The organism is Georgenia alba, from assembly GCF_042665525.1.
Classification (GTDB): Bacteria; Actinomycetota; Actinomycetes; order Actinomycetales; family Actinomycetaceae; genus Allobogoriella; species Allobogoriella alba.
This window is the reverse complement of record NZ_JBHTCQ010000002.1, coordinates 692,638-716,768: the sequence shown is the minus strand read 5'-3', so window position 1 is coordinate 716,768 and position 24,131 is coordinate 692,638. Positions and strand designations below refer to the sequence as shown.

At 72.1% G+C, this 24,131-nt stretch carries 23 protein-coding genes; 12 read left to right on the top strand and 11 right to left on the bottom strand.

The features are described from left to right. Nucleotides 1–59: 59 nt before the first annotated feature. The gene (locus ACFQQL_RS13145) at nucleotides 60–1,187 is read right to left on the bottom strand and encodes a glycerate kinase (RefSeq protein WP_382395068.1); all 1,128 of its coding nucleotides are present in this window, start codon (nucleotides 1,185–1,187) and stop codon (nucleotides 60–62) included. A 51-nt stretch (nucleotides 1,188–1,238) separates the two neighbouring features. Between ACFQQL_RS13145 and ACFQQL_RS13140 the strand changes: the two genes are divergently transcribed. Next, the gene (locus ACFQQL_RS13140; protein ID WP_382395066.1) at nucleotides 1,239–1,637 is read left to right on the top strand and encodes a DUF4333 domain-containing protein; all 399 of its coding nucleotides are present in this window, start codon (nucleotides 1,239–1,241) and stop codon (nucleotides 1,635–1,637) included. A 36-nt stretch (nucleotides 1,638–1,673) separates the two neighbouring features. Here the strand turns inward: ACFQQL_RS13140 and ACFQQL_RS13135 are convergent, their stop codons facing one another. Further along, the gene (locus ACFQQL_RS13135; RefSeq protein ID WP_382395064.1) at nucleotides 1,674–3,032 is read right to left on the bottom strand and encodes a dipeptidase; all 1,359 of its coding nucleotides are present in this window, start codon (nucleotides 3,030–3,032) and stop codon (nucleotides 1,674–1,676) included. Between the two features lie 42 nt (nucleotides 3,033–3,074). Here ACFQQL_RS13135 and ACFQQL_RS13130 point away from each other — a divergent pair, with 42 nt between their 5' ends. From ACFQQL_RS13130 to ACFQQL_RS13120, 3 genes are all read left to right on the top strand, one after another. Further along, complete coding sequence (locus ACFQQL_RS13130) at nucleotides 3,075–3,650, top strand: DUF3043 domain-containing protein (RefSeq protein WP_382395062.1); 576 nt, start codon at nucleotides 3,075–3,077, stop codon at nucleotides 3,648–3,650. Nucleotides 3,651–3,694: 44 nt separating this feature from the next. Continuing rightward, nucleotides 3,695–4,708 (top strand): aldo/keto reductase family protein, encoded by a 1,014-nt coding sequence (locus ACFQQL_RS13125; protein WP_382395060.1) that lies wholly within the window; start codon nucleotides 3,695–3,697, stop codon nucleotides 4,706–4,708. A 90-nt stretch (nucleotides 4,709–4,798) separates the two neighbouring features. Next, nucleotides 4,799–6,244: an HNH endonuclease gene (locus ACFQQL_RS13120; protein WP_382395058.1), complete on the top strand. Its 1,446-nt coding sequence runs from the start codon at nucleotides 4,799–4,801 to the stop codon at nucleotides 6,242–6,244. Here ACFQQL_RS13120 and ACFQQL_RS13115 read toward each other — a convergent pair. Genes ACFQQL_RS13115 through ACFQQL_RS13105 form a run of 3 tightly spaced genes read right to left on the bottom strand, consistent with a single transcriptional unit; the run spans nucleotide 6,186 to nucleotide 8,019 of the window. Then, on the bottom strand, nucleotides 6,186–7,211 hold the full coding sequence (locus tag ACFQQL_RS13115; protein WP_465254044.1) for a quinone-dependent dihydroorotate dehydrogenase: 1,026 nt from the start codon (nucleotides 7,209–7,211) through the stop codon (nucleotides 6,186–6,188). The two genes, ACFQQL_RS13120 and ACFQQL_RS13115, sit on opposite strands and share 59 nt — an antisense overlap. Then, a complete protein-coding gene (locus tag ACFQQL_RS13110; RefSeq protein WP_382395056.1) occupies nucleotides 7,208–7,669 on the bottom strand; it encodes a hypothetical protein in 462 nt (153 codons plus the stop codon). Before ACFQQL_RS13110 ends, ACFQQL_RS13115 begins: the two co-directional genes overlap by 4 nt. After that, complete coding sequence (locus ACFQQL_RS13105; protein WP_382395054.1) at nucleotides 7,666–8,019, bottom strand: hypothetical protein; 354 nt, start codon at nucleotides 8,017–8,019, stop codon at nucleotides 7,666–7,668. The genes ACFQQL_RS13110 and ACFQQL_RS13105 overlap by 4 nt, the downstream gene beginning before the upstream one ends. Before the next feature lie 38 nt (nucleotides 8,020–8,057). On the opposite strand from ACFQQL_RS13105, the gene ACFQQL_RS13100 reads away from it, so the two are divergent. Beyond that, entirely contained in the window at nucleotides 8,058–9,560 is a 1,503-nt protein-coding gene (locus ACFQQL_RS13100; RefSeq protein ID WP_382395052.1) for a leucyl aminopeptidase, read from the top strand. Between the two features lie 14 nt (nucleotides 9,561–9,574). Here ACFQQL_RS13100 and ACFQQL_RS13095 read toward each other — a convergent pair whose 3' ends face one another. Further along, a complete protein-coding gene (locus ACFQQL_RS13095) occupies nucleotides 9,575–9,910 on the bottom strand; it encodes an oxidoreductase (RefSeq protein WP_382395050.1) in 336 nt (111 codons plus the stop codon). A gap of 178 nt (nucleotides 9,911–10,088) precedes the next feature. Between ACFQQL_RS13095 and lpdA the strand changes: the two genes are divergently transcribed. Next, the gene (gene lpdA, locus ACFQQL_RS13090) at nucleotides 10,089–11,468 is read left to right on the top strand and encodes a dihydrolipoyl dehydrogenase (RefSeq protein ID WP_382395048.1); all 1,380 of its coding nucleotides are present in this window, start codon (nucleotides 10,089–10,091) and stop codon (nucleotides 11,466–11,468) included. A 24-nt stretch (nucleotides 11,469–11,492) separates the two neighbouring features. After that, nucleotides 11,493–13,316 (top strand): 2-oxoglutarate dehydrogenase, E2 component, dihydrolipoamide succinyltransferase, encoded by a 1,824-nt coding sequence (gene sucB / locus ACFQQL_RS13085; protein ID WP_382395046.1) that lies wholly within the window; start codon nucleotides 11,493–11,495, stop codon nucleotides 13,314–13,316. Between the two features lie 86 nt (nucleotides 13,317–13,402). On the opposite strand, the gene ACFQQL_RS13080 is transcribed toward sucB, so the two are convergent. Continuing rightward, nucleotides 13,403–14,740, bottom strand: a complete 1,338-nt coding sequence (locus tag ACFQQL_RS13080) for a protein kinase domain-containing protein (protein ID WP_382395045.1) — start codon at nucleotides 14,738–14,740, stop codon at nucleotides 13,403–13,405. 88 nt (nucleotides 14,741–14,828) lie between these two features. Next, a complete protein-coding gene (locus ACFQQL_RS13075) occupies nucleotides 14,829–16,973 on the bottom strand; it encodes an MMPL family transporter (protein WP_382395043.1) in 2,145 nt (714 codons plus the stop codon). A gap of 124 nt (nucleotides 16,974–17,097) precedes the next feature. Between ACFQQL_RS13075 and lipB the strand changes: the two genes are divergently transcribed. Genes lipB through ACFQQL_RS13060 form a run of 3 tightly spaced genes read left to right on the top strand, consistent with a single transcriptional unit; the run spans nucleotide 17,098 to nucleotide 19,543 of the window. Next, nucleotides 17,098–17,766 carry a lipoyl(octanoyl) transferase LipB gene (gene lipB / locus ACFQQL_RS13070; protein ID WP_382395041.1) on the top strand — a complete coding sequence of 223 codons (669 nt, stop codon included), beginning with the start codon at nucleotides 17,098–17,100 and terminating at the stop codon, nucleotides 17,764–17,766. Between the two features lie 10 nt (nucleotides 17,767–17,776). After that, the gene (gene lipA / locus ACFQQL_RS13065; protein WP_382395039.1) at nucleotides 17,777–18,799 is read left to right on the top strand and encodes a lipoyl synthase; all 1,023 of its coding nucleotides are present in this window, start codon (nucleotides 17,777–17,779) and stop codon (nucleotides 18,797–18,799) included. A gap of 18 nt (nucleotides 18,800–18,817) precedes the next feature. Further along, nucleotides 18,818–19,543 carry a DUF4191 domain-containing protein gene (locus ACFQQL_RS13060; protein WP_382395037.1) on the top strand — a complete coding sequence of 242 codons (726 nt, stop codon included), beginning with the start codon at nucleotides 18,818–18,820 and terminating at the stop codon, nucleotides 19,541–19,543. Nucleotides 19,544–19,611: 68 nt separating this feature from the next. On the opposite strand, the gene ACFQQL_RS13055 is transcribed toward ACFQQL_RS13060, so the two are convergent. Beyond that, nucleotides 19,612–19,968, bottom strand: a complete 357-nt coding sequence (locus tag ACFQQL_RS13055; RefSeq protein WP_382395035.1) for an RDD family protein — start codon at nucleotides 19,966–19,968, stop codon at nucleotides 19,612–19,614. A gap of 163 nt (nucleotides 19,969–20,131) precedes the next feature. Here ACFQQL_RS13055 and glnA point away from each other — a divergent pair, with 163 nt between their 5' ends. Next, nucleotides 20,132–21,556: a type I glutamate--ammonia ligase gene (gene glnA, locus ACFQQL_RS13050; RefSeq protein WP_382395033.1), complete on the top strand. Its 1,425-nt coding sequence runs from the start codon at nucleotides 20,132–20,134 to the stop codon at nucleotides 21,554–21,556. Between the two features lie 215 nt (nucleotides 21,557–21,771). Here glnA and ACFQQL_RS13045 read toward each other — a convergent pair whose 3' ends face one another. After that, nucleotides 21,772–22,152, bottom strand: a complete 381-nt coding sequence (locus tag ACFQQL_RS13045; RefSeq protein ID WP_382395031.1) for an MmcQ/YjbR family DNA-binding protein — start codon at nucleotides 22,150–22,152, stop codon at nucleotides 21,772–21,774. 157 nt (nucleotides 22,153–22,309) lie between these two features. Between ACFQQL_RS13045 and ACFQQL_RS13040 the strand changes: the two genes are divergently transcribed. After that, nucleotides 22,310–23,713: a hypothetical protein gene (locus ACFQQL_RS13040; RefSeq protein WP_382395029.1), complete on the top strand. Its 1,404-nt coding sequence runs from the start codon at nucleotides 22,310–22,312 to the stop codon at nucleotides 23,711–23,713. 99 nt (nucleotides 23,714–23,812) lie between these two features. On the opposite strand, the gene ACFQQL_RS13035 is transcribed toward ACFQQL_RS13040, so the two are convergent. Continuing rightward, nucleotides 23,813–24,082, bottom strand: a complete 270-nt coding sequence (locus tag ACFQQL_RS13035) for a hypothetical protein (RefSeq protein ID WP_382395027.1) — start codon at nucleotides 24,080–24,082, stop codon at nucleotides 23,813–23,815. Nucleotides 24,083–24,131 lie beyond the last annotated feature (49 nt).

The following is a 24,131-nucleotide window of genomic DNA, read 5'->3' as shown; positions in this document are numbered from 1 at the left end:
CACCAGCGATAACGCCGACGGCCCGCCGTTGTTCCCTCACCAGGGTACGTCGTTCCCGATCAGGAGGTCGACCAGGTGCGGGCGAGCCGGCGAGCCCGCGCCCGGACCGCGGTCTCGAGGTCGGCCGCCGGTGGGGCGGCGAGGCGGGGACGCAGTCGGGACGTGTCCTGCACCTCATACGTGCCCGAGATGCCGAGCGGCGCGACCTCACGGCGGCTGGTGCGGATCTCCTCGGCGACCACGACCACCGGCAGCGCACGGTCCAGTGCGGTGCGGGCCACGGTGGCGACGACGGACTGCGTGAGGGCCGGGGCGTCGAAGACCGCCGAGCCGGTCAGCACGAGGTCCGCCCGCGCCACGGCACCGGCCAGGCCGACCGCGCCGGCCACGACGTCGGCGCCGGGCATGGGGCGCGCGCCGAGCAGGCGCAGGGCGAAGGCGACGCCGCCGCCCGCTCCGCTTCCCGGACTGCTCGCCAGCCGGCCGTGACGCTCCTCGGTCCCGGCCGACAGCAGCACCGGGTTCGGTGGCGGACCGGCCTGCCGCTCGAGGTCGGCGGTCATGGCACCGAGGTCGCGCTCGAGCTCCTGGGCCAGGGCGGGTCCGACGTCGGGGTCCTCGCCGAGCAGCGCGCCGGCGCCGTGCAGACCGAGCAGCGGGAGGTCGTCCGCGACGGCGAGGACCAGGTCACGCCGCGCGAGAACCTCGCGGGCGGCCGTCGCGCCGCCGAGCGCGCCGAGCAGGCCGCGGCCGCCGTCGTGCGTCGCGGCGACGGTGGGCAGCCCGACGACGATGCGGCCGGCGTTCGTCGCGACGGCGGCCTCGAGCAGGGCGGCAAGACCGGCCGAGCTGCCGTCCTTCGCAGCGTGGGCGCGTTCCCTGGGTACCAGGTGCGTGCCGAGGACCTGGTCGGCCTCGACGTACGCCGTGCCTCCCCCGTCGCCCGGCACGTGGAGCACGGCGGCGACCGTCGGTGCGCCGAGCGGGCCGTCCGCGCTGACCGGCACCAGGGAGCCGCCGCGGGCGGCCATGACGACGTCGAGCAGGCCCGCGGCGCCGTCGGACATGGGCAACAGGGAGAGCCGGTCGGTCGGGACGGTCTCCGCCCAGCCGGAGGCCAGCGCGCGAGCGGCCTGCACCGCGTTGAGGGGGCCGGAGAACCGGTCCGGGGCGATGAGGACGTGCACCGGGCCATCATGCCGTGCCTTCCTTGTGGCACGATCGGCGCGATGCGTGCCATGACAGGAAGCCTCTGGGCCCGGCGTGCGGGTGCCGTGACCGGCGGACTCGCCGTCGTCCTCGTGCTGCTCGGGTGCGGCGCGGAGCCGGAGGTCGAGCCGGTCTCGCCGGACGCCCTCGCCGAGGCGATCGCGGACTCCGTCGAAGAGGACTACGCCGTCCGGCCGGAGGTCTCCTGCGAGGAGGAGCTGCCCGCCGAGCGGGGCGCGGAGACCACCTGCGAGATGACCACCGAGGACGACCCGGACACGGTGTTCCCGGTGACCGCGACCGTCACGGGCGTGGACCCGGAGACCGGCCACGTGGACTTCGACGTCGAGGTCTCGGACACGCCCTCCGACGAGGACGGCTCACCCGACGGGGAGGAGTCGGGCTCGCCGGAGCCGACCGACTCCTGAGCCGGCGCCCGAGGGCCGCGCAGGCTCCCGGGTGCCTCAGGCTCGTCCGCCCAGGCGTGCGAGGAGCAGGGACTCGGCGAGCACGACCTTCTCCAGCTCGCCGAGGTGGACCGACTCGTTCTCGCTGTGCGCCCGCGAGTCGGGGTCCTCGACGCCGGTCACCAGGATCTCGGCGTCCGGGAAGAGCTCCTTGAGGTCGGCGATGAACGGGATGGAGCCGCCTACGCCGATGTCGACCGGCTCCGTGCCCCAGGCCTGCGTGAAGGCCCAGCGGGCGGTGCGCATGTGCGGCGTGTCCTCGGTCGCGTCGAAGGCCTGGCCGCGCTCGCCCGGAGTGACGGTGACCGCGGCACCGAACGGCGCGTGGGCGGTCAGGTGCTCGTGCAGCAGGCGCTCGGCCTCGCCCGGGTCCTGACCGGGCGCGATCCGCATGGACAGCTTCGCCCGGCACACCGGCGCGATCGTGTTGGACGCCGCCGCGACGCTGGTGGCGTCGATGCCGATCACGGAGATCGCCGGCTTGCGCCAGAGCCGGGCGGCAAGCGGCCCGGTGCCCGCGAGCCGGTACCCGTCGACGACGGAGGCGTCGGCACGCAGGTCCTCCTCGGGATAGTCGACGTCGGTGGCGTCCGAGCCGACGAGGCCGCGGACCGCCACATCGCCCTGGTCGTCGTGGAGGGTGGCCACCAGCCTGGCCATGAGGGTGACGGCGTCGAGGACCGGCCCGCCGAACATGCCGGAGTGCACGGCGTGGTCCAGGACGCGGACCTCGACCTCGCAGTCGACCAGGCCGCGCAGCGACGTGGTGAGGGCCGGCACGCCGATCTTCCAGTTGCCGGAGTCGGCCACCACGATGACGTCGGCGCGAAGCCGGTCGGCGTAGGTCCGCAGGAAGTCGCGGAAGGTCGGCGAGCCGATCTCCTCCTCGCCCTCGGCGAAGACGGTGACGCCGACGCCGAGCTCGTCGCCGAGCACGCGCAGCGCGCCGACGTGCGCCATGATCCCGGCCTTGTCGTCGGCGGCGCCGCGCCCGTACAACCGGTCCCCACGCAGCGTGGGCTCGAAGGGCTCGGTCTCCCACAGCTCCGGTGCGCCGGGTGGCTGGACGTCGTGGTGGGCGTAGAGCAGGACGGTCGGTGCGCCGTCGGGGCCGGGACGGTGGGCGATGACGGCGGGCCGCGAGGTCGCGCCGTCGGCCGTGGTGGCGGTGACGATCTCGACCTCGGGCATCCCGGCGTCGCGCAGCAGGGCGGCGACCGCCTCGGCAGAGGCGTCGACGTGCGTCTGGTCGAACGAGGAGGAGGAGACGCTCGGGATGCGTACGAGCTTCTCGAGGTCGGCGCGGATCGCCGGGAAGGCGTCTCGGGTGCGGCGGGTGAGGTCGTCGGTCGTCACGACGGCGAGCCTAACGCCGTCGCGCTCGACTACTCTGCTGGGGTGATCGGACGCAAGAACACGCCTGTCGAGGAGCCCGAGGTCGAGCCGCGCCCGGGCGGCAAGGGCCGCCCCACGCCGAAGCGGCGCGAGGCCGAGGCGCGGAACAAGCGTCCCCTGGTGCCGAACGACCGCAAGGAGGCCAAGCGCATCGCGCGCGAGCGCCGGAACGAGCTGTGGCAGAAGCAGCGCCAGGCGATGATCACCGGTGACGAGCGGTACCTGCCGTTGCGGGACAAGGGCCGTCCCCGACGGTACGCCCGCGACTACGTCGACGCCCGGTGGTGCATCGCCGAGCTCTTCATGCCGATCGCGCTGCTGCTCATCATCGCGATGATGTTCGTCGGGACCTATCGAGGCCTAGCGAACGTCATCGTCATCGGCACGTACGGGATGCTCCTGGTATCGATCATCGACGGGCTCCTCATGGTCCAGCTGCTCAAGCGGCGGCTGCGGAAGACCTTCGACGAGGACGAGATCCCGCGCTGGACCGGGCTGTACGCCTTCACGCGCGCCTTCTACTTCCGCCGCATGCGTCAGCCGAAGCCTCAGGTCAAGCGGGGCGAGTTCCCCACCTGAGACGCCGTCCGGGCCGCGTTGCCGGCGCCCGTACGATCACGCTCATGGTCAATCACGTGTACCTGGGCCGTTCGGGCCTGAAGATCTCGGACATCATCTACGGCAACTGGCTCACCCACGGCTCGCAGGTCGATGCCGACACTGCCGGTGCGTGCGTGCGCGCCGCCCTGGACGCCGGGATCACGACGTTCGACACCGCGGACGCCTACGCGAACGGCAAGGCCGAGAAGGTGCTCGGCAAGGCGCTGCGCGGTGAGCGGCGCGAGTCGCTGGAGATCCTCACGAAGGTGTACTGGCCGACCGGGCCGAAGGGGCACAACGACTCCGGGCTGTCCCGCAAGCACATCATGGAGTCCATCGACGCCTCCCTGAGGCGGCTGCGGACGGACTACGTGGACGTCTACCAGGCGCACCGCTTCGATACGGAGACCCCGATCGAGGAGACGATGCAGGCCTTCGCGGACGTCGTACGGCAGGGCAAGGCGCTGTACATCGGGGTGAGCGAGTGGACCGCCGAGCAGCTCCGGCTCGCGCACGACCACGCGAAGCAGCTCGGCTTCCAGGTCATCTCCAACCAGCCGCAGTACTCGATGCTCTACCGGGTGATCGAGGGCGAGGTCATCCCGACCTCCGCGGAGCTCGGGATCTCCCAGATCGTCTTCTCCCCGGTGGCCCAGGGCGTGCTCACCGGGAAGTACCGGCCCGGCCAGGAGGCCCCCGCGGGGTCCCGCGCCACGGACCGCAAGGGCGGCGCGACGATGATCGAGCGGTGGATGAAGGACGACATCCTCGAGCGGGTGCAGGAGCTGCGGCCGGTGGCTCGGGACCTGGACCTCACGATGGCGCAGCTGGCGCTCGCCTGGGTGCTGCAGCACGAGAACGTCGCGGCGGCGATCATCGGCGCCTCGCGCCCGGAGCAGGTGGCGGAGAACGTCAAGGCGTCCGGCGTGAGCATCCCGCAGGACGCGATGAGCCGGATCGAGGAGGTGCTCGGCGACGCGGTGGCCGCGGACCCGGGCATGACGGCGGCGAACGCACCCCAGACGCGGCCGAGCTGAGGCCGTCCACAGAACCCGCACACGGACATCCTGTCCACAGCACGGCTCGTCCCTGACCTCCATGTCAGTGGGTCGCACTAGTGTTCGAGCATGTCCACGGCGACGGAGCTCACGGAGGAGACCGAGCTCACGGAAAAGTTGGTGCGGCAGGTCCGTACCCGGCTCGCCGAGGGACGCCTGCCCACTGAGCCAGGAGCTCTCGTCGGCCTGATCGGCGAGCTCGAGCAGCTCAAGGCCACTGCCAGCGCCGTCCAGGCCGACGCCTCCGTCCACCTGGACGGCGCCCGCCGCGAGGAGGAGCGGATCGCCGGCGTGCCGGCCCGCCGGCGCGGCCGTGGCGTGGCCACCGAGATCGCGCTCGCACGCCGCGAGTCGACGCACCGCGGCCGCAACCTGCTGGCGTTCGCCAGGATCCTCCGGGCTGACCTGCCCCACACGAGCGCCCGCCTCCGCGACGGAACCCTCAGCGAGTGGCGGGCGATGCTGCTCGCGCGAGAGACCGTGTGCCTCGAGGTGGACCAGAGGCGAGCGGTCGACAAGCAGGTCTGCGCGGACGCGGCCAAGCTCGACGGCGTCGGGACGCGCCGGCTCGTGGCCCTCGCAAGGTCTGCGGCCATCGCGATCAAGCAGGAGCCGCTCGTGCAGCGGGCCGCCCGGTGCGCCGCCGAGCGGCGGGTCAGCATCCGGCCGGCACCGGAGTCCATGTGTTACGTCACCGCCCTGCTGCCGCTCGGGCAGGGCGTCGCCGCCTATGCGGCGCTGACCCGGGACGCCGAGGCCATCCGCCGAGACGGTGACGCGCGCGGCAGCGGCCAGCTCATGGCCGATCTCTTCGTCGCGCGCACGACGGGGCTGCCATTGCTCGGGGACGGTCACGACGGCGAGTCCGCCGACCACCCGGCCGACACCGGCTCGGCGAGCGACCCCGGTCCGCCCGCGGTCCCGGTGACGGTGAACGTCACCATGTCCGACGCCGCGCTCCTGGGTGGCGCCGACGAGGCCGCCGTCGTGACGGCCGCCGGGGTGCCGACCCAGGTCGTCCCCGCCCAGGTCGCGCGACTGCTGCTCTCCGAGGCGCTCAGCGAGAGCGCCGGTGCATGGGTCCGGCGCCTGTACACCGACCCGGCCGGACGACTCGTCGCGATGTCCTCGAAGCAACGCTGCTTCGACGGCGCCCTCGCCGATGTCCTCCTGCAGCGGGACCAGGGCATCTGCCGGATGCCGTACTGCGACGCGCCCATCCGCCACCTCGACCACGTGGTCCCCCGCGAGGTCGACGGACCCACCAGCGAGGCCAACGGCCAGGGCCTGTGCGAGGCCTGCAACCACGCCAAGCAGGCACCAGGCTGGCGACAACGCACCGACCGTGACCCACCGGAGGGGCGCCACTCGGTGCTCACCCGCACCCCGTCAGGACGCACCTACCGCTCCCAGGCTCCACCACCGCCCGGGAGACCAGGCACCCGCGCGCCCGGACTCAGCGCTGCGCGAGGGCGCGGTTCATCCGCCCGGGCCAGGCCGGCCCGCAGTAGATGAACGCCGAGTACGCCTGCAGCAGGTCCGCGCCTGCGTCCAGCATGGCGCGAGCGTCGGCCACGTCGGTGATCCCGCCGACGCCGATGATCGTCGGGTCCGGTCCGAGCCGTGCGCGCAGCCGTGCCACGACCGCCCTCGACCGCTCCCGCAACGGCTCGCCGGACAGTCCGCCCGGGCCGAGGTCGTGGTCGATGGTCGTGTTCGTGGCCACCACCCCGGTCAGCCCGAGTTCGAGGACCAGGTCCGCCACGCGATCGAGGTCCTCCGGGGCCAGGTCGGGCGCGATCTTCACGAACAGCGGGACGTCCCGGCCGGCTGCCTCCCCCGCGGCCCGCCGCACAGCCAGCAGGATCGGCCGCAGCGAGTCCACCGCCTGCAGGTCTCGCAGGCCCGGCGTGTTCGGGGAGGACACGTTGACCACGAGGTAGTCGGCCCAGCGCGCCACCTCCCGCGCCGAGATCTCGTAGTCGGCGGCGGCCTCGGCCAGCGGCGTCACCTTGGACTTGCCGATGTTCGCCCCGACGACGATCGAGCGGCCGTGCCGCGTGCGGCGCAGCTCCTGCAGCCGCCTTCCCGCCGCGGCCGCGCCCTCGTTGTTGAACCCCATCCGGTTGCGCAGCCCACGCAGACCGAGCTCTCGCCACAGACGGGGCCGTTCGTTGCCCGGTTGGGGATGCGCGGTCACGGTCCCCACCTCGACGAACCCGAATCCGAGCATGTCCAGCCCGGAGACGGCGTCGGCGTCCTTGTCGAGACCGGCCGCGAGACCCAGCACGCCGGGGACGGGCCTCGCCAGGCCCCGAACGGTGACCGGGTGCCCGGGGCGGCGCCCGAGGGCCGCCCGCACGGCACCGGAGAGGCCCGGCACCGCGCCGGCGGCCCGGATGAGCCGCATCGCCAGCACGTGCGCCCGTTCCGGGTCCAGTCGGACCAGAACGGCTCGGAACAGCAGCCGGTACAGGCTCACCGGTCGCTCCGGGCGGCGATCCGGGCCGGCGCGCTGTGCCACAGCCAGGCGATGCCCAGCAGCGGCAGCACGGCCGGCACGTACCCGTAGCCGGCGCCGTACCGGCTCCACACGGTGTCGTCGGGGAAGAGCTGTGGCTCCAGCAGGCTGAGGGTTCCCACGGCCACCACTCCGACGAGCTCGAACAGCACCGCGGTCCAACCCAGGCGTCGCATGCGCCGGCCGTTGTGGGCGAGCGCGACCGTCGCCGCGATGTACACCGCCCCCGCCAGCGCGGAGAGTCCGTAGGCGACGGGCGCCTCGCTCGCCCGCGCGATCAGCTGCACCGTCGCCCGGGCGGACGCCGCGAGCGCGAAGATCCCGTAGACGAGGATCAGGACCCGGCCCAGCCCGTACGCCGGCCGCCGGGTGTCCTCGGCCGGTGTGGTGCGCACCGGCTCGTCGTCGCCGCTGCTCATGCCGCCCAGACCTGCCAGATGCGGGCCTGCATCGCCACCAGGGCCACGCACACGACGAGCAGGGCGAGCGAGCTCGTGCGCGTGCGGTCGGCCATCGCCCAGACGGCGGCGACCGGCAGCAGGAAGAGTGCGGTGATGACGTACCCCCAGAAGGTCCACGGCTCGGTGGGACTCGCGCCCGCGCCGGTCGCGACGAGCGCCGCGACGAGCTGGGCCACGAGCGCGACCTCCACGACCGCCGCCCCGACGAGCTGCTTGAACAGGACGGGACGCCCACGCACCACGTACCAGAGCGCCCACACCCCCAGCAGGCCGCTGAGCGCCGCAGCGGTCAGGACACAGGCGAGCACCCCGGGAGCCTACCGCCGTCGGGATAGCATCGCTGACCGTGACGGACATCGAGCTCATCGCCAAGGACCCAGCCAAGACCAGCGCCGACGCCATCGTGGTCGCCGTCGCGCCCGGCACGAAGGCCGGGTCGAAGAAGGACTCAGCGCCGCGGATCCTGTCCTCCGCGCTCGGGTCGAAGGCGCTGTCCCGCCTGACGGACCTGTTGCCGGTGCTCGGCGTGACGGGCAAGGCCGACGAGGTCGTCCGGGTCCCCGCCCCCGACGGCGTCGCCGCCAGCGTCGTCGTGCTCACCGGCGTCGGCCCGCTGGAGGGCACGTCCGACACCCCGGCCCCGGAGGCACTCCGCCGCGCCGCCGGTGCCGCCACCCGCGCCCTGGCCGGCACCGACACCGCCGTGCTCGCCCTTCCGGCGGGCGACACCGTCGGCCTGGCCGCCGTTGCGGAGGGCGCGCTCATGGGCGCCTACCGCTTCGACGCCTACCGCAGCTCCGACCCGGCTCCGGTGGCCCGCCTCCAGCTTGCCTCCCCTGTCGCGAAGACCAAGGACGCGAAGGCCGCGCTCGCCCGGGCCGTCGTCGTCGCGGACGCGGTCCGAGGCACCCGCGACCTCGTCAACGCCTCGCCCAAGCACCTCTTCCCCGGCTCGTTCGCCGACGCCGCGCGGTCCGCCGCGAAGGGGTCGAAGGTCTCGGTCACGGTCCTGGACGAGAAGCAGCTCGCCGCCGGCGGCTACGGCGGGATCCTCGGGGTCGGCCAGGGCAGCTCCCGTCCGCCCCGCCTCGTCAAGGTGGTCCACTCCCCGACCCGTCCCCGCGCCCACTACGCGCTCGTCGGCAAGGGGATCACGTTCGACTCCGGCGGCCTGTCGCTCAAGCCGGCCAAGAGCATGGAGAACATGAAGGACGACATGGCGGGCGCCGCCACCGTCCTGCACGCCGTGCTCGCCGCCGCGGCGCTGAACCTGCCCGTCAAGGTGACCGGCTGGCTGGCGTTGGCGGAGAACATGCCCGGCGGTGGCGCCCAGCGCCCGTCGGACGTCGTCACGATGCGGGGCGGCACCACCGTCGAGGTACTCAACACCGACGCGGAGGGCCGTCTCGTCATGGCCGACGCGCTCGTCGCGGCCGTCGAGGAGAAGCCGGACGCCGTCCTGGACGTCGCGACGCTCACCGGTGCGCAGGTCGTCGCGCTCGGGTCCCGGGTCGCCGGTGTCATGGGCGACGACGAGGTCCGCTCCGCCGTCGTCTCGGCCGGTGACGAGGCCGGGGAGCAGCTCTGGCCGATGCCGCTGCCGCCGGAGCTGCGCGCCTCGCTGGACTCCGCCGTCGCGGACATCGCCAACGTCGGCGGCCGGGAGGGCGGCATGCTGACGGCGGGCCTCTTCCTCAAGGAGTTCGTGGGTGAGGTTCCGTGGGCCCACCTCGACGTCGCAGGCCCGGCCTTCAACGAGTCCGGGCCCTACGGGTACACCCCGAAGGGCGGAACGGGCATGGGGGTCCGCACGCTTCTCGGCCTCCTCGAGGCCGCCGGCTCCCGCTGACCCAGACCGGCGGCTCAGCGGTGCCGGTTCTGCGAGCTCCATCGCCGCATGCGCGGCGGGTACCCGGTGCGCAGCACGTCGTACGCGGGCACTCCGAGCTCACGCGCGAGGGCGAAGCCGGACGGCGCGTCCGGAACCCGGCGCCGGGTCCACTCCCCCGTCGTGGCGACGAGCACGACGGTGACCGGGTCGTTCGCCGTCGCCGGCTCGACGTAGGCCTCGACGCCCTTCCGTGTGGCGACGAACTCCCGGAAGTGGGTCAGCGTCCGCTCCCGCGCGGCACGGTCCTCGGCACGTGGCGACGTCGCGCGCGCACGACGTCGGTGACCCCACCTCGTGAACAGGCCCATGCCTTCACGGTACGGTCGGCCACCGCCCGACGGACCGGTGACGCCTGGCGTGTGAGATACCGCACGGCGCGGAACGCGGCCGGATGCGACGCCCGGCCGACCGGGTGGAACAATGACCGGCGACACTTCGCTGACACTGAACCCGTAGGGTTGATCTCGCGCACTCGAGGAGAGGTACGTGGCTGAATCGCAGGAGTACGACATCGTCATCCTGGGTGCCGGGAGCGGGGGTTACGCGGCGGCGCTGCGTGCCGCCGAGCTCGGCATGTCCGTCGCCATGGTCGAGGCCGACAAGGTGGGCGGGACATGCCTGCACCGTGGCTGCATCCCCACCAAGGCGTTGCTGCACTCCGCCGAGGTGGCGGACACGATCCGCGAGAGCGACGTCTTCGGGATCAAGGGCACCCTCGACGGCATCGACATGTCCGGCGTCAGCAGCTTCAAGGACGGGATCGTCGGCCGTCTGTACAAGGGGCTGCAGGGCCTGGTCTCCTCCCGGAAGGTCGAGGTCATCCAGGGCTGGGGCACGCTGGTCTCCCCCGACACCGTCGAGGTGGACGGGAAGCGGTACACCGGCAAGAACGTGATCCTCGCGTCCGGCTCGTACTCCAAGACCCTCCCCGGGCTCGAGATCGGCGGCCGCGTCATCACCTCCGAGCAGGCACTCGAGCTCGACTTCGTCCCGCAGAGCGCGATCGTGCTGGGCGGCGGCGTCATCGGCGTCGAGTTCGCCTCGCTGTGGAGCTCCTTCGGCACCGAGGTCACGATCCTCGAGGGCCTGCCGAACCTCGTCCCGAACGAGGACGTGGCCCTCTCGAAGGGGCTCGAGCGCGCGTTCCGCAAGCGCAAGATCGCCTTCCACACCAGCACGATGTTCTCCGGCGTGGAGCAGGACGAGAACGGCGTGACGGTCACCACCCAGGACGGCAAGACCTACCAGGCGGACCTGCTGCTGGTCGCGGTCGGGCGCGGCCCGGCCACCGACGGCCTGGGCTACGCCGAGCAGGGCATCCCGATGGAACGCGGCTTCGTCCTCACGAACGAGCGGCTGCACACCGGGGTCGGCAACGTCTACGCGGTCGGCGACATCGTCCCGGGTCTGCAGCTGGCCCACCGCGGCTTCCAGCAGGGCATCTTCGTCGCTGAGGAGATCGCGGGCCTGAACCCCCCGCCGATCGTGGAGTCCGGCATCCCGCGCGTCACCTACAGCGAGCCGAACGTCGCCTCCGTGGGTCTCACCGAGGCACAGGCCAAGGAGACGTACGGCGAGGACAAGGTCGTCACCCTCGAGTACAACCTGGGCGGCAACGGCAAGAGCCAGATCCTCCAGACCGCCGGCTTCGTGAAGCTCGTCCGCGAGCAGGACGGTCCGATCGTCGGCGTCCACATGCTCGGCGCACGGCTCGGCGAGCTGGTCGGCGAGGGACAGCTCATCGTCAACTGGGAGGCCTACCCGGAGGACGTCGCCGCCCTGGTCCACGGCCACCCGACGCAGGACGAGGCCCTGGGCGAGGCAGCACTGGCCCTGGCCGGCAAGCCGCTGCACTCCCACAACTGACCCGATCGAAGGAGATTCCAGGACATGTCTGAGTCCGTGAAGATGCCGGCGCTGGGTGAGTCCGTCACCGAAGGCACGGTCACCCGGTGGCTGAAGGCGGTCGGGGACAGGGTCGAGGTCGACGAGCCGCTGCTCGAGGTCTCGACCGACAAGGTCGACACCGAGGTGCCCTCGCCCGTGGCCGGCGTCGTGGAGAAGATCCTCGTCGAGGAGGACGACACGGTCGAGGTCGGCGCCGAGCTCGCCGTCGTCGGGGACGGCTCCGCCGGTGGCGGCGAGGACGCGGGCGACGGATCCGCGGACACGACGCCCTCCGAGGACACGACGCCCTCCGAGGAACCGGCCTCCGAGGAGGTCGAGGCGGCCCAGCCCGCTTCGGAGGAGCCGCAGGAGCCCGCAGAGGCTCAGGAGGAGGCGACGGCGTCCGCACCCAGCGGCGGCGGTGAGGCCTCCGGCGGTGGGGACGCGTCCGGCGAGGCGGTGACCATGCCGGCACTCGGCGAGTCCGTCACGGAGGGGACGATCACCCGCTGGCTGAAGGCCGAGGGCGACACCGTCGAGGTGGACGAGCCGCTCCTCGAGGTCTCCACGGACAAGGTCGACACCGAGGTGCCCTCGCCCGTCGCGGGCACCGTCCTGAAGATCCTCGCCGCGGAGGACGAGACCGTCGAGGTCGGCGCGCAGCTCGCGATCGTGGGCTCGGGCGACGGCGCACCCGCCGCGGCCGAGCAGGCCGCACCGCCCGAGGAGGCGGAGGAAACGCCCGCCGAGGAGCCTGCCGCGGCCGAGCAGCCGGCGGAGGCCGAGCCGGCCGCGACCCCCGAACCGGCGCCGACGGAACCTGCCCAGGAGCAGGAGGCCCCGGCCGCGGAGGAGCCGGCCACGGAGAAGCCGGCCGCCCCCGAACCGGCGCGCGAGCGGCCGACGGTGGGTGCCGGGACCGCGTACGTCACGCCCCTGGTGCGCAAGCTCGCCGCCGAGAAGGGTGTCGACCTGTCCACCGTGACCGGGTCCGGCGTCGGTGGCCGCATCCGCAAGCAGGACGTCGAGGAGGCCGCCGCCGCCCAGCAGGCAGCACCGGCCCCGGCCGCCGCGGCACCCGCCGCGCCGAAGCCGGTCGAGGTCTCACCGCTGCGCGGGACGACCGAGAAGATGTCGCGCCTGCGGCAGGTCATCTCGCGCCGCATGAAGGAGTCGCTCGACACCTCCGCTCAGCTCACGTCCGTCGTCGAGGTGGACATGACGCGGGTGGCGGCACTGCGCACCCGCGCCAAGGACGCGTTCGCCGCGCGTGAGGGCACGAAGCTCACCTTCCTGCCCTTCTTCGTCAAGGCCGTGACCGAGGCGCTCAAGGGACACCCGAAGCTCAACGCGACGATCGACGGCGACCAGGTCCGCTACCACGACGCCGAGCACATCGGCATCGCCACGGACACCGACCGCGGCCTGCTGGTCTCGGTGGTCAAGGACGCCGGCGACCTCACGCTCGGGGGCATCGCCAAGACGGTCAACGACCTGGCGGACCGGGCCCGGAAGAACCAGATCAAGCCGGACGAGCTCTCCGGCTCGACCTTCACCATCACGAACACCGGATCTGCCGGGTTGCTCATCGACACCCCGATCATCAACCAGCCGGAGGTCGCCATCCTCGGCACGGGTGTCATCACCAAGCGGCCGATGGTGGTGAAGGACGCGGACGGCAACGAGACGATCGGGATCCGCTCGATCGTCTACCTCTCCCTCACGTACGACCACCGCCTGGTGGACGGAGCCGACGCCGGCCGCTTCCTCATGGCCGTCAAGGCACGTCTGGAAGAGGGCTCCTTCGAGACCGACCTCGGGGTCTGATCCTCACCCGGATCCGATCACGACTCGGCTGAGGCCCTGCAGCGTCACCGCTGCAGGGCCTCAGCCGTCACCACTGGTGCCGGGCCTCAGCCGTCACCGGGGCACGCCGCCACGTCCGCCACCTGCCAGCGCGGCCCGACGATCTCCAGGACGGTGCACCGCGGCTCCTGCCCAGGCACGACCGTGCCGTCGACCTCACCCGCCCCTCTCAGGACGTACTCCTCCTGCCGCGTGACGACCTCCGCCCGCCAGGGTCCGTCCAGCGATGCGTCCCGATCGAGGAGGCGCACACGCTCGACCCTCGTGCGCAGTCCGTCCGGTCGCACGCCCGCGTCACCGAAGCCCCTCATGAGGTCGGCGTCGCGCGCCGCGGCGGTGCTTTCCGGCACGGTGAGCTCCCGCAGCGCACGGACGTCTCCGGCGGCCAGCGCCTCGTCACGCGCCGCGAGCAGCGCAGTGACCGCCGCGGCGGCCCGTTCGTCGCTGACCTGCTCCGTGCCGCTCGCCCAGTCGGTGGCCGCCCCGGCGGTGGCCACGAGGCCCGCCACCACGGCCGCGCCCGCCCCGGCGACCGCACGCCGTCGACCCGTCTGCCGCCGATGCCTGCCACGGGCCCGCCGGGTGGTGGCGAGCTGGGTGGTCGCGGACCGGTCGCGCAGGCCTGCCTGCGCCAGGTCTGCGACGGACGGCAGCTCGACCTGCTCAGGCTCACCGAGCGTGGTCCACCGGGCAGCGAGCTCCGCCGCGCGGGGACGCTCTCGCGGGTCCGGCGAGAGGGCGTCGGCCAGCGCACGGGTGACGTCCGGGTGGTCCCCGCTCGCCCACCGCACCACGGCGGCGAGGGACCACACGTCGGCCGCCGTGCTGGCCGGAGCGCCCACGCGACGCTCGGGCGCCACGAAGCCCGGCGTGCCCTTCTCGTGCGTGACGTCGCCCACGAGGTCCACGAGCACCGGCACCCCTTCGGCCGTGAGGATCACGTTGGAGGGCGCGACGTCCCCGTGGATGACGCCCTTCTCGTGCAGGCCGCCGACCGCCGACGCCAGCCCGGCCAGCACGAGGCCGGCCGCCCCGGGACTGAGGTCGCCGCGGGCAGTGCGCACGGTCGCCAGCGTCGGGCCGGGCACCTCCTCGGTGACCATCGCGCAACGGCCGTCCTCGAGCGCGACGACGTCCCGGACGCCCGGGAGGTGGCGGTGCACGGTGGAGCGCAACGCGGCCAGCCGTCGGAGCAGCGCCGCGCCACGGTCGCCCGGGGGCAGGCGGACGAAGGAGATCACCACCGCCCGCCCGGTCTCGTCCCGGGCTCCCCAGGTCGGCCCGGCCGCGCCGAACCCGACGGGCCCGTGCACTGCGTAGCCGGGCACGACCGGCCGCCCCGGGTCGCGGGTGCGACGCCTGGTGAGCAGGTCGGTGACGCTCATGACCGGAGAGAACCACGTACACCCCGCGCGCCGCAGGCGTTGTCCACAGGCCCGCCGGTGTGCCTGGCCGCTGTGGACGGATCTCGTCTCAGTCCGGAGGCACGGCCCGCCGCCACGGCCACCACACGCGCCGGCCCAGGTCGTGCACCGCGCCGGGCACGAGCAGGCTCCGCACCACGAACGTGTCGATGAGCACACCCACCGCGACGATGAAGGCGATCTGGAGGAGGAACAGGAGCGGGACCACGGCCAGGGCACTGAACGTCGCGGCCAGCACCAGGCCCGCAGAGGTGATGACGCCACCGGTGGCCGCCAGCCCGCGCCGTGTGCCGGTGCGAGTCCCGTGCACGAGCGACTCTTCCCGGACCCGCGTCATGAGGAAGATCGAGTAGTCGATCCCCAGGGCGACGAGGAAGACGAACCCGTACAGCGGCACGGTGGGGTCCGCGCCGGGAAGGTCGAGGACGTGGTTGAACACGACGGCGCTCAGTCCCATCGTGGCCCCGAAGGAGAGCACGTTGGCGACGAGGAGCACCAGCGGTGCCAGGACCGCTCGGAGCAGCAGCGCCAGCAGGACGACGATCGCCGCGAGCACCACCGGGACGATGGTGCGCAGGTCCCGAGCGGCGGCGGCCTGCGTGTCCAGCCGCTCGGCCGCCGGCCCGCCCACAAGGGCCTCCGGAGCGACCTCCTGCACGGCCGTCCGCAACCTGCCGACCGTCTCCAGCGCACGCAGCGTCTCGGCCGCGTCCTCGGTGACGACCTCGACCTGCACCGTGCCGTCGACGACGAGGGGTTCGCCCTCGGAGCTGGTGGTCCGCACCGAGCCCACGCCCTCGACCCGGCCCGCGACGTCGACCACCTGCTGGCCGGTGCCCTCGCTGGTCAGGACGACGGCGGGCTGGACGGCACCGGCCTGGAAGTGCTCGGCGAGGACCTCCTCCCCCGTGACCGAGCCCACCTCGGCGAGGAACACGTCGCTCTCGCTCGTGCCGTCGGCGCGCAGCGATGGCACGAACGCCGCGCCGGCGAGCAGCACGAGCGCCGTCCCGGCCCACACCGGCCGCGCGCGGATGCTCACCAGGTTCGCGACCCTGGACCACAGGTCCGGGCGGGTGGCCGCGTGCCGGCCCCGCAGCCCCGGGTCGTCGGGGCGCCGCGGGACCCGGGGCCAGAAGACGAGGCGGGCACGGCGTCCGGGGAGCAGGAGCAGTGCCGGCAGCAGGGTCAGCGCGGCCAGGACGGAGCACACGATGCCGATCGCCGCCACCGGACCGAGGCTGGAGTTGGACCGCAGGTCCGACAGGAGCAGGCAGAGCAGACCGACGACGACCGTGCCGGCGCTGGCCGCGACGGGCTCCCACGACGCCCGCCAGGCGGCGCGCATCGCGGCGGCCGGCGCCTCGTGGCGGTGCAGCTCCTCCCGGTACCGGGCCACCAGCAGCAGGGAGTAGTCGGTGGCAGCCCCGACGACCAGGATCGAGAGGATCCCCTGGCTCTGGCCATTCAGGACGAGCGTCCCCGCCTCCGCGAGCGGCTTGACGACGAGGGCCGCCGCGCAGAGCCCGAAGACCGCGGTCAGCAGGACGGTGAACGGCAGGAACGGCGAGCGGTAGACGACCAGGAGGATGAGCAGCACCACGCCGAGCGCGACGGCGAGCAGGATGCCGTCGATTGCTCCGAACGCCGAGACGAGGTCGGCCACGAATCCGGCAGGGCCGGTCACCCAGGCCTCCAGACCGGTCCCCTGCAGCCGCTCCGCGGCTAGTCCGCGCAGCTCGGCGACGGCGACCTCGGCGAGGCTCTCCTCCGCGCCCTCGACCTGGTCCTCCGCGAGCTCTCCGTCGAGCGCCACGGGCAGCATCACGGCGCGGCCGTCCTCGGCCGGCACGACCGGGACGTCGCCGGTGAGCGAGTCGGCGAGGGTTCCCCCACCGGGCATCGGCAGCTCGGGGATCCGGGCCGCCAGGTCCCCGGCCTCGGCCAGGTCCTCCGGCGTCACCGTCGCGCCGTCCGCCGGCCGCAGCACGACGAGGGCGGGCAAGGTGGTCCCCTGCGAGAACTCCTCGGCGAGGCGTGCCGCGCGGGTCGACTCGGCGCTGTCCGGGAGGAAGGCGGCGTCGTCGTTCTGCTGGACCTCGGAGAGGGTGCCCTGCGCCCGCCCGCCGTACGCGGCGACCACGAGCCAGGCCACGACGAGGAGCACCACCAACGCGGCGGACCTGCGCTTCATGGGTTGTCCCGATCCTCATGACACGCCCGTGCTGTCGACGGGTCGGCTCATCGTCAGGTCGCTGCGGGACCTCCGCAATTCGTACGGGCCGGCCGGTCCTGCGCAGCGGGGTTACGATCGGCGGGTGGAGCTGCAGCGCGTGGACCTGGGTTCGGGCCTCGTCGACTACCACCGCGGCTGGGAGCTCCAGCGTGAGATCCACACCGCCGTCGTCGACGGCGCCCGACCGGACACGGTGCTCCTCCTCGAGCACACGAGTGTCTACACCGCGGGCAAGCGCACCTCGCGTGCCGAGCGACCGACCGACGGCACCGAGGTCGTCGACGTCGACCGTGGCGGCCGCATCACCTGGCACGGCCCGGGACAGCTCGTCGCGTACCCCATCGTGCGGCTCGCCGAGCCGATCGACGTCGTCGCGTACGTCCGAGCGCTCGAGGAGGCGGTCATCGCCGTCGCGGCCCGTCACGGCGTGGAGGCCGGCCGCGTCGAGGGACGCTCCGGGGTGTGGGTCCGCGCCGACGCCCGCGGACGGGACCGCAAGCTGTGCGCCGTCGGGGTGCGGGTGGCGCGCGGCGTGACGATGCACGGGATCGCCCTCAACGCCTGCCCGGACCTGAGTGCCTACGACCGCATCATCCCGTGCGGCATCGACGACGCCGACGTCACCACGCTCAGCGTGGAGACCGGCCGGCAGGTCACCCCGCTCGACCTCGCCGACGATCTCGCCGCCGAGCTGGTGAGCGCGCTCACACCCCTCGTGGCCGGTCGCGAACCCGCCCCGGTCTCTGCGTAGGATCACGAGGGTGAGCGTCAAGCCCGAAGGCCGCAGGATGCTCCGCGTCGAGGCACGTAACGCGGAGACGCCCATCGAGCGCAAGCCCGAGTGGATCAAGACCAAGGCCGTGATGGGTCCGGAGTATCGGGACCTCAAGCAGCTGGTGCACGGTCGCGGTCTGCACACGGTGTGCGAGGAGGCCGGCTGTCCCAACATCTTCGAGTGCTGGGAGGACCGCGAGGCGACGTTCCTCATCGGTGGCTCGCAGTGCACCCGTCGCTGCGACTTCTGCCAGATCGACACCGGGAAGCCGTCCCCGCTGGACCGCATGGAGCCGATGAAGGTCGCCGACTCGGTCAGGCAGATGGGCCTGAAGTACTCCACGGTCACGGGTGTGGCCCGCGACGACCTGGACGACGGCGGGGCCTGGCTGTACGCGGAGACGGTGCGCCAGATCCACGAGCAGAACCCGGGGACGGGCGTGGAGCTGCTCATCCCGGACTTCGACGCCGACCCGGACCAGCTCGCCGAGGTCTTCTCCTCGCGGCCGGAGGTCCTCGCCCACAACCTCGAGACGGTGCCCCGCATCTTCCGCCGCATCCGACCCGGCTTCCGTTACGAGCGGTCCCTCCGGGTGCTGACGATGGCCGCCGAGGAAGGCCTGGTGACCAAGTCCAACCTCATGCTGGGCATGGGTGAGACGTTCGACGAGGTCGTCGAGGCGATGCAGCTGCTGCGCGACGCCCGCTGCGACCTGCTCACCATCAACCAGTACCTGCGCCCGTCGGTGCGGCACCACCCCGTCGAGCGATGGGTCAAGCCGGAGGAGTTCGTCGAGCTCTCCGAGATCGCCGAGGAGATCGGCTTCCTCGGCGTCATGGCCGGACCGATGGTGCGTTCGTCCTACCGGGCCGGGCGCCTCTGGGCTCGCGCGATGACGAAGAAGGGCCGTCCCGTGCCCGAGGCGCTCGCGCACCTCACCGAGGAGACGACCTCCCGGCAGGAGGCGAGCTCCGTCGTCAGCCGGCTGGGCGTCCCGGTCGGCTCGTGACACGTATCCTTGGGGATCATGGCCCGAACGAAGTCTGACTCCGAGTCGACCGGCGACGCTGCACCCAAGGAGAAGAAGCAGCGCTGGTACCACAACGTCCGTGACGCCTACAAGCTCACGCGGCAGGTCTACCCGTCCATCACCTGGCTGCTGATCGGCACGTTCGTCCTCGTCATGGGCGCGGCGCTGGCCATCGGCTTCGCCTGGGGTCACCCGATCTACATGAGCTTCTTCGGGCTCCTGCTGTCGGTGACCCTCATGATGGTCATCCTCGCGGTGCAGGTCCGGAAGGCCAGCTACAAGCAGATCGACGGCCGCCCCGGGGCCGTCGGCGCGGTGCTCGGCCAGATCCGGCGCGGCTGGAACCTCGAGGAGGAGCCGGTCGCGGTCAACCCCCGGACGCAGGACGTGGTCTTCCGGATGATCGGCCGGCCCGGGATCGTGCTGATCTCCGAGGGTCCGAGCCACCGGGTGAACCGGATGCTGAACGACGAGAAGCGCAAGGTCTCGCGGGTCGCCCCGAACGTGCCGGTCCACCTGGTCCAGTACGGCAACGACGACGGACAGGTGCCGATCGGCAAGCTCATCCGCACCGTGCAGCGCCTGCCCAAGCGGCTCACCTCCGCTGAGGTCGCGCAGGTCGCCAAGCGCATGCAGGCGCTCGGGAGCGCGAAGCTGCCGGTGCCGAAGGGTGTGGACCCCATGCGGGCGCGGCCCGACCGGAAGGCGCTCAAGGGTCGCTGACGAACGCGAGCGGAGGTTGGGGGCGAGGAACGAGCACCCGGCCGGAGCGGAGCGTGAGGGTAGGTCTGCTACCGGATCTTCGTGATCGTGGTGCCGGCGGCGACGTCGTGCAGGCCGCGGCCGTCCCCGGTCCACACGACGGCGGGGATCACGAGGCACAGCAGCACGGTCCGGATCAGGGCCCGCACCGGCCCGGCGGGACCTCGGCCCGGCGTGCGGACCGCCAGGCCGGCGACCAGGTGCCCCGGGCTCGCGCTGAAGACGGCCACCGTGGCGACGGTCATGAGGGCGAAGATCCCGAGTGTCGCCATCGGAGCCAGATCGAAGAAGCCCGCGCTGAGCACCGAGGCGAGCGCCCAGTCGATGGCAAGACCAACGAGCCGCCGCAGCGGGCCGGCCGTGGGCGGGAGCTCGGGATCGGGCACCGCACGAGCCTAACCGGGCGTCCGCGATGGTCGGAGGATGGACGGACGTAACGTGCCTGACACATCCGGGTGACACTGGGGTAACTGCCCCGGGCTAGCGTCGGGATGTTCGCAAGCCGAGATCCTGGCCGTCCCCTGGACCCCACCCTCAAGGAGCTATCGGATGTTCTCGACACCCGAGGAAGCCATCGCCTTCACGAAGGAGCAGGACGTCAAGTTCGTCGACGTCCGCTTCTGCGACCTGCCGGGCATCATGCAGCACTTCAACATCCCGGTGGAGGCGTTCACCCCGGACGCCTTCACCGACGGGCTGATGTTCGACGGGTCGTCGATCCGTGGGTTCCAGGCGATCCACGAGTCGGACATGAAGCTGGTCCCCGACGTGACGAGTGCGTTCGTCGACCCGTTCCGCAAGCAGAAGACCCTCGTGGTGAACTTCTCGATCGTCGACCCGTTCACCGGTGAGGCCTACTCCCGCGACCCGCGGAACATCGCCGCCAAGGCGGAGGCGTACCTGAAGACGACCGGCATCGCCGACACCGCCTACTTCGGCGCCGAGGCCGAGTTCTACATCTTCGACGACGTCCGGTTCTCCACCGACCAGCACTCCAGCTTCTACTACCTCGACTCCAACGAGGCGGCGTGGAACACGGGCCGTGAGGAGGACGGGAACAACCAGGCCTACAAGACTCGGTACAAGGGCGGGTACTTCCCCGTCTCCCCGTCCGACCAGTTCGCCGACCTGCGCGACGAGATCGTCACCGAGATGCAGAACGTCGGGCTCGAGGTGGAGCGCGCGCACCACGAGGTGGGCACGGCCGGTCAGCAGGAGATCAACTACCGCTTCGGCACGCTCCGTCACGCCGCCGACGACGTGCTGAAGTTCAAGTACATCGTCAAGAACACGGCGTGGAACGCGGGCAAGACGGCGACCTTCATGCCGAAGCCGCTGTTCGGTGACAACGGCTCGGGCATGCACTCCCACCAGTCGCTCTGGAAGGACGGCGAGCCGCTGTTCTTCGACGAGCGCGGCTACGGCGGCCTGTCCGACACGGCACGCTGGTACATCGGCGGTCTGCTCAAGCACGCGCCGTCGCTGCTGGCGTTCACCAACCCGACCGTGAACTCCTACCACCGCCTGGTTCCCGGCTTCGAGGCGCCGGTGAACCTGGTCTACTCGGCGCGGAACCGCTCCGCCTGCATCCGCATCCCGATCACCGGCTCCTCGCCGAAGGCCAAGCGCATCGAGTTCCGCGTGCCGGACCCCTCGTCGAACCCGTACCTCGCGTTCTCCGCCATGCTCATGGCCGGCCTGGACGGCATCCAGAACCGGATCGAGCCGCCGGAGCCGGTGGACAAGGACCTCTACGAGCTCCCGCCGGAGGAGCACGCCGCGATCGGTCAGGTCCCGGACTCGCTGCCGAAGGTGCTCGACGCGCTCGAGGCGGACCACGAGTTCCTCACCCAGGGTGACGTGTTCACCGAGGACCTCATCGAGACCTGGATCGAGTACAAGCGCGAGAACGAGATCGACCCGCTGCGGCTGCGCCCGCACCCGCACGAGTTCGAGCTGTACTACGACATCTGATCCGGGGCTCTCCAACCCCTCTCAGTAGTTGCCGAGAACGGCGGCTGACCTGCGGAGACGTCTCTCGACGTCTTCCAGCGTCAGTCGCCGTTCTTGGTTGTGTGTGTCGCAGAAGCCGGTGGCCCGAACCTGGCACCAGACCTGGCACCAGGACGATGTCGACTCCTGGAAGGCGTCCGATGGCGCCTCTCGTGCCGGGGCGCCTCCGGAGCGCCTCAGCGGCCGAAGGTCTCCGGGTCCACCGGCCGTTCCCGTCGCGGCACGTTCTTCCGGACCACCAGCAGATAGGACTCCGTCACCAGCTCCGCGGCGAGGTCGGCGTCGACGTCGCCGCCGGCGTGCAGGGTGATCCAGTGCCTCTTGTTCATGTGATAGCCGGCCGTGACGTGGGTGTGGGTCTCACGCAGCTCCCGGGCGTCCTCGGGGATGGCCTTGAGGATGACCAGCGGTTCGCCGGTGATGTCGGTCTGGAGCATGAAGACCTTCTGCCGGACCTTCCAGACGTCCCAGTCCGGGCCGAAGGGGTGGGTCAGCTCGGAACCGGGCAGCTCCTCGGCGCGTTCGGCGGCCCGGTGTTGCAGGGCTAGCAGGTCCACGGACTCTCCTTCCCGGGGGTCGCCGGGTTCTGCCCCGGCGGCGGTGTGCATGCCTCGGCCATGGTCCCGCGACCGCGCAGTCGCAGGCCCTTGCCGTTCGGACCGGTGCACTGCATAGTCTGCTCTGCCCGAGGCCCACCGAGCAGGAACCACAACCGTGACCCAGCCGCCCCACCCTGACCGTCCACACTGGCGCGTCTACCCGGTCGGGCTCGTCGGCGAGCTGGTGAACGCGGCGATCAACGCGCTCATTCCGTTCCTTCTCGGCACCGGGCTGGCGTTCCTGCTCATGCTCGCAGTCGGGTTGGTCGCCGAGGAGGGGGTGCTAGATCCGGGCACGAGCACGGCACTGGACCAGCTCGCGCGCGCCGCGGCGGCGCCCGTGCTCGCCCTGCCCTTCGGAGTGGGGCTGCTGACCACGGTCCTGTTCGCACTGCGCGAGACGATCACCTCCCGAGCCCTCGCCCGGGCAGCAGCACGCGGCGCCCCACGCACCGCCGTGCCCCATCCGAGCCAGGTCGACCTCGTGGCGGCCGAACCGCCGTTCTTCGCCTTCTTCCTCTTCTCGGTCTGCCTCGCAGGGCTCGGACTGTTGTTCTGCGTCGTCGCCGCCTTCACCGTCAACGACAGCGAGATGGAGTTCCTCGCGACCATCGTCGCGGTGACCGGAGCCTGCGGCCTGCTGGTCGTCCTCTCACTCCTCGGCCGGCCTGCCTACCGCCGTCGGCGACTCGCGATCGCGGCGCACTGGACCACCGTCGAGGAGCGAGCGGCGTGGAACCGTGCGGCACCCGCACCCTCCCGGACGAACGCGGACGGGGCGGGGCTCCCGGACACGCTCCGTCGGCGGAAGACGGTGGCGACGCGATACGAGGTTGCCGCAGCAACGTGCCTCGGCCTCGGCTTCGGCCTCCTACAGCTGTGGCTGTTCGTCACCCACCCGCATCGCTCGACGACCGAGGCCGGCCCACGGGTGGACCACGCCGCCGGGATCGAGGCTGTGCTCGACGTCGGCATCTGGCTCTTCGCAGCCCTCATGGGCGTCGGCGTCGTGCTCGCCATCCTCGGGTACTTCGCCGGGTCCGCGGTCCAGCAGGGCGAGCGGGCGATCCTGACCGACGCGCTGAACGACCCGGAGGCACCTCGGCCGCCCGGCGCCCTGCTGCAGAAGTACGCCGCTCGACAGCCCGTGGTGCTCGCTCAGGCCCTGACCGTCGTCGCGTCGCTGGGCGTCACGTTCGGGTGGGCGGTCCACAGCCTCGGCACCGGAGGCATGGAGGACGTCGCGACGCTCTACGGCGGCGCCCGTGAGACGTTCGGTGGTCTCGTGACGCAGGCGCAGATCACCCTGGTCGTCTCGGTCGCCGTCGTCCTGCTCGCCATCCTGTGGAACGCCGGCGCCGCCATCCACGGGCACGACCTGCGTTGCCGCGTCGTCGAGCGCTGGCCCGTCAAACCGGCACCACGCATGGTCGGCGAAGACGGCAAGAAGAAGCCTGACCCGGCCTCGATCGGTCCCTCGCTCACGCCCAAGGAGGCCCGGACCGCCCCCGAGCGATGACCTCAGGTGTATGCCGCCCAGCCGAAGCTCCCCCGCCCCGGTGTGTCATCGCCAGAGTCGTCGCCGCCGGCGGCACCATCGGAGGTCACCCTCGGCAGCCTATCCGCTGGTCTCATCGGTGACAGCAGGCCTCCGGATGACGACGAGCACCGCCCCGACCACGGCAAAGGCGTGGCCGAACAACGCCACATAGATGCCGTCGAGCAGGACGACGTCGAAGACCACGCCTACCAGCGCGCCGGCCAGGAAACCCAGCCAGGCGCCGACGAGACCCTTCAGCAGCGTGGCGGTGGCCGGCCGGCCGCGGATCATCCAGACTGCCGCGACGACGAGACCGATCGCCGTCACCGAGAGGGTCGGCATCAGCATGGTGCACTCCTCACACTCGCGGACCTGAGCTCACCAGCGTGCGCCGTAC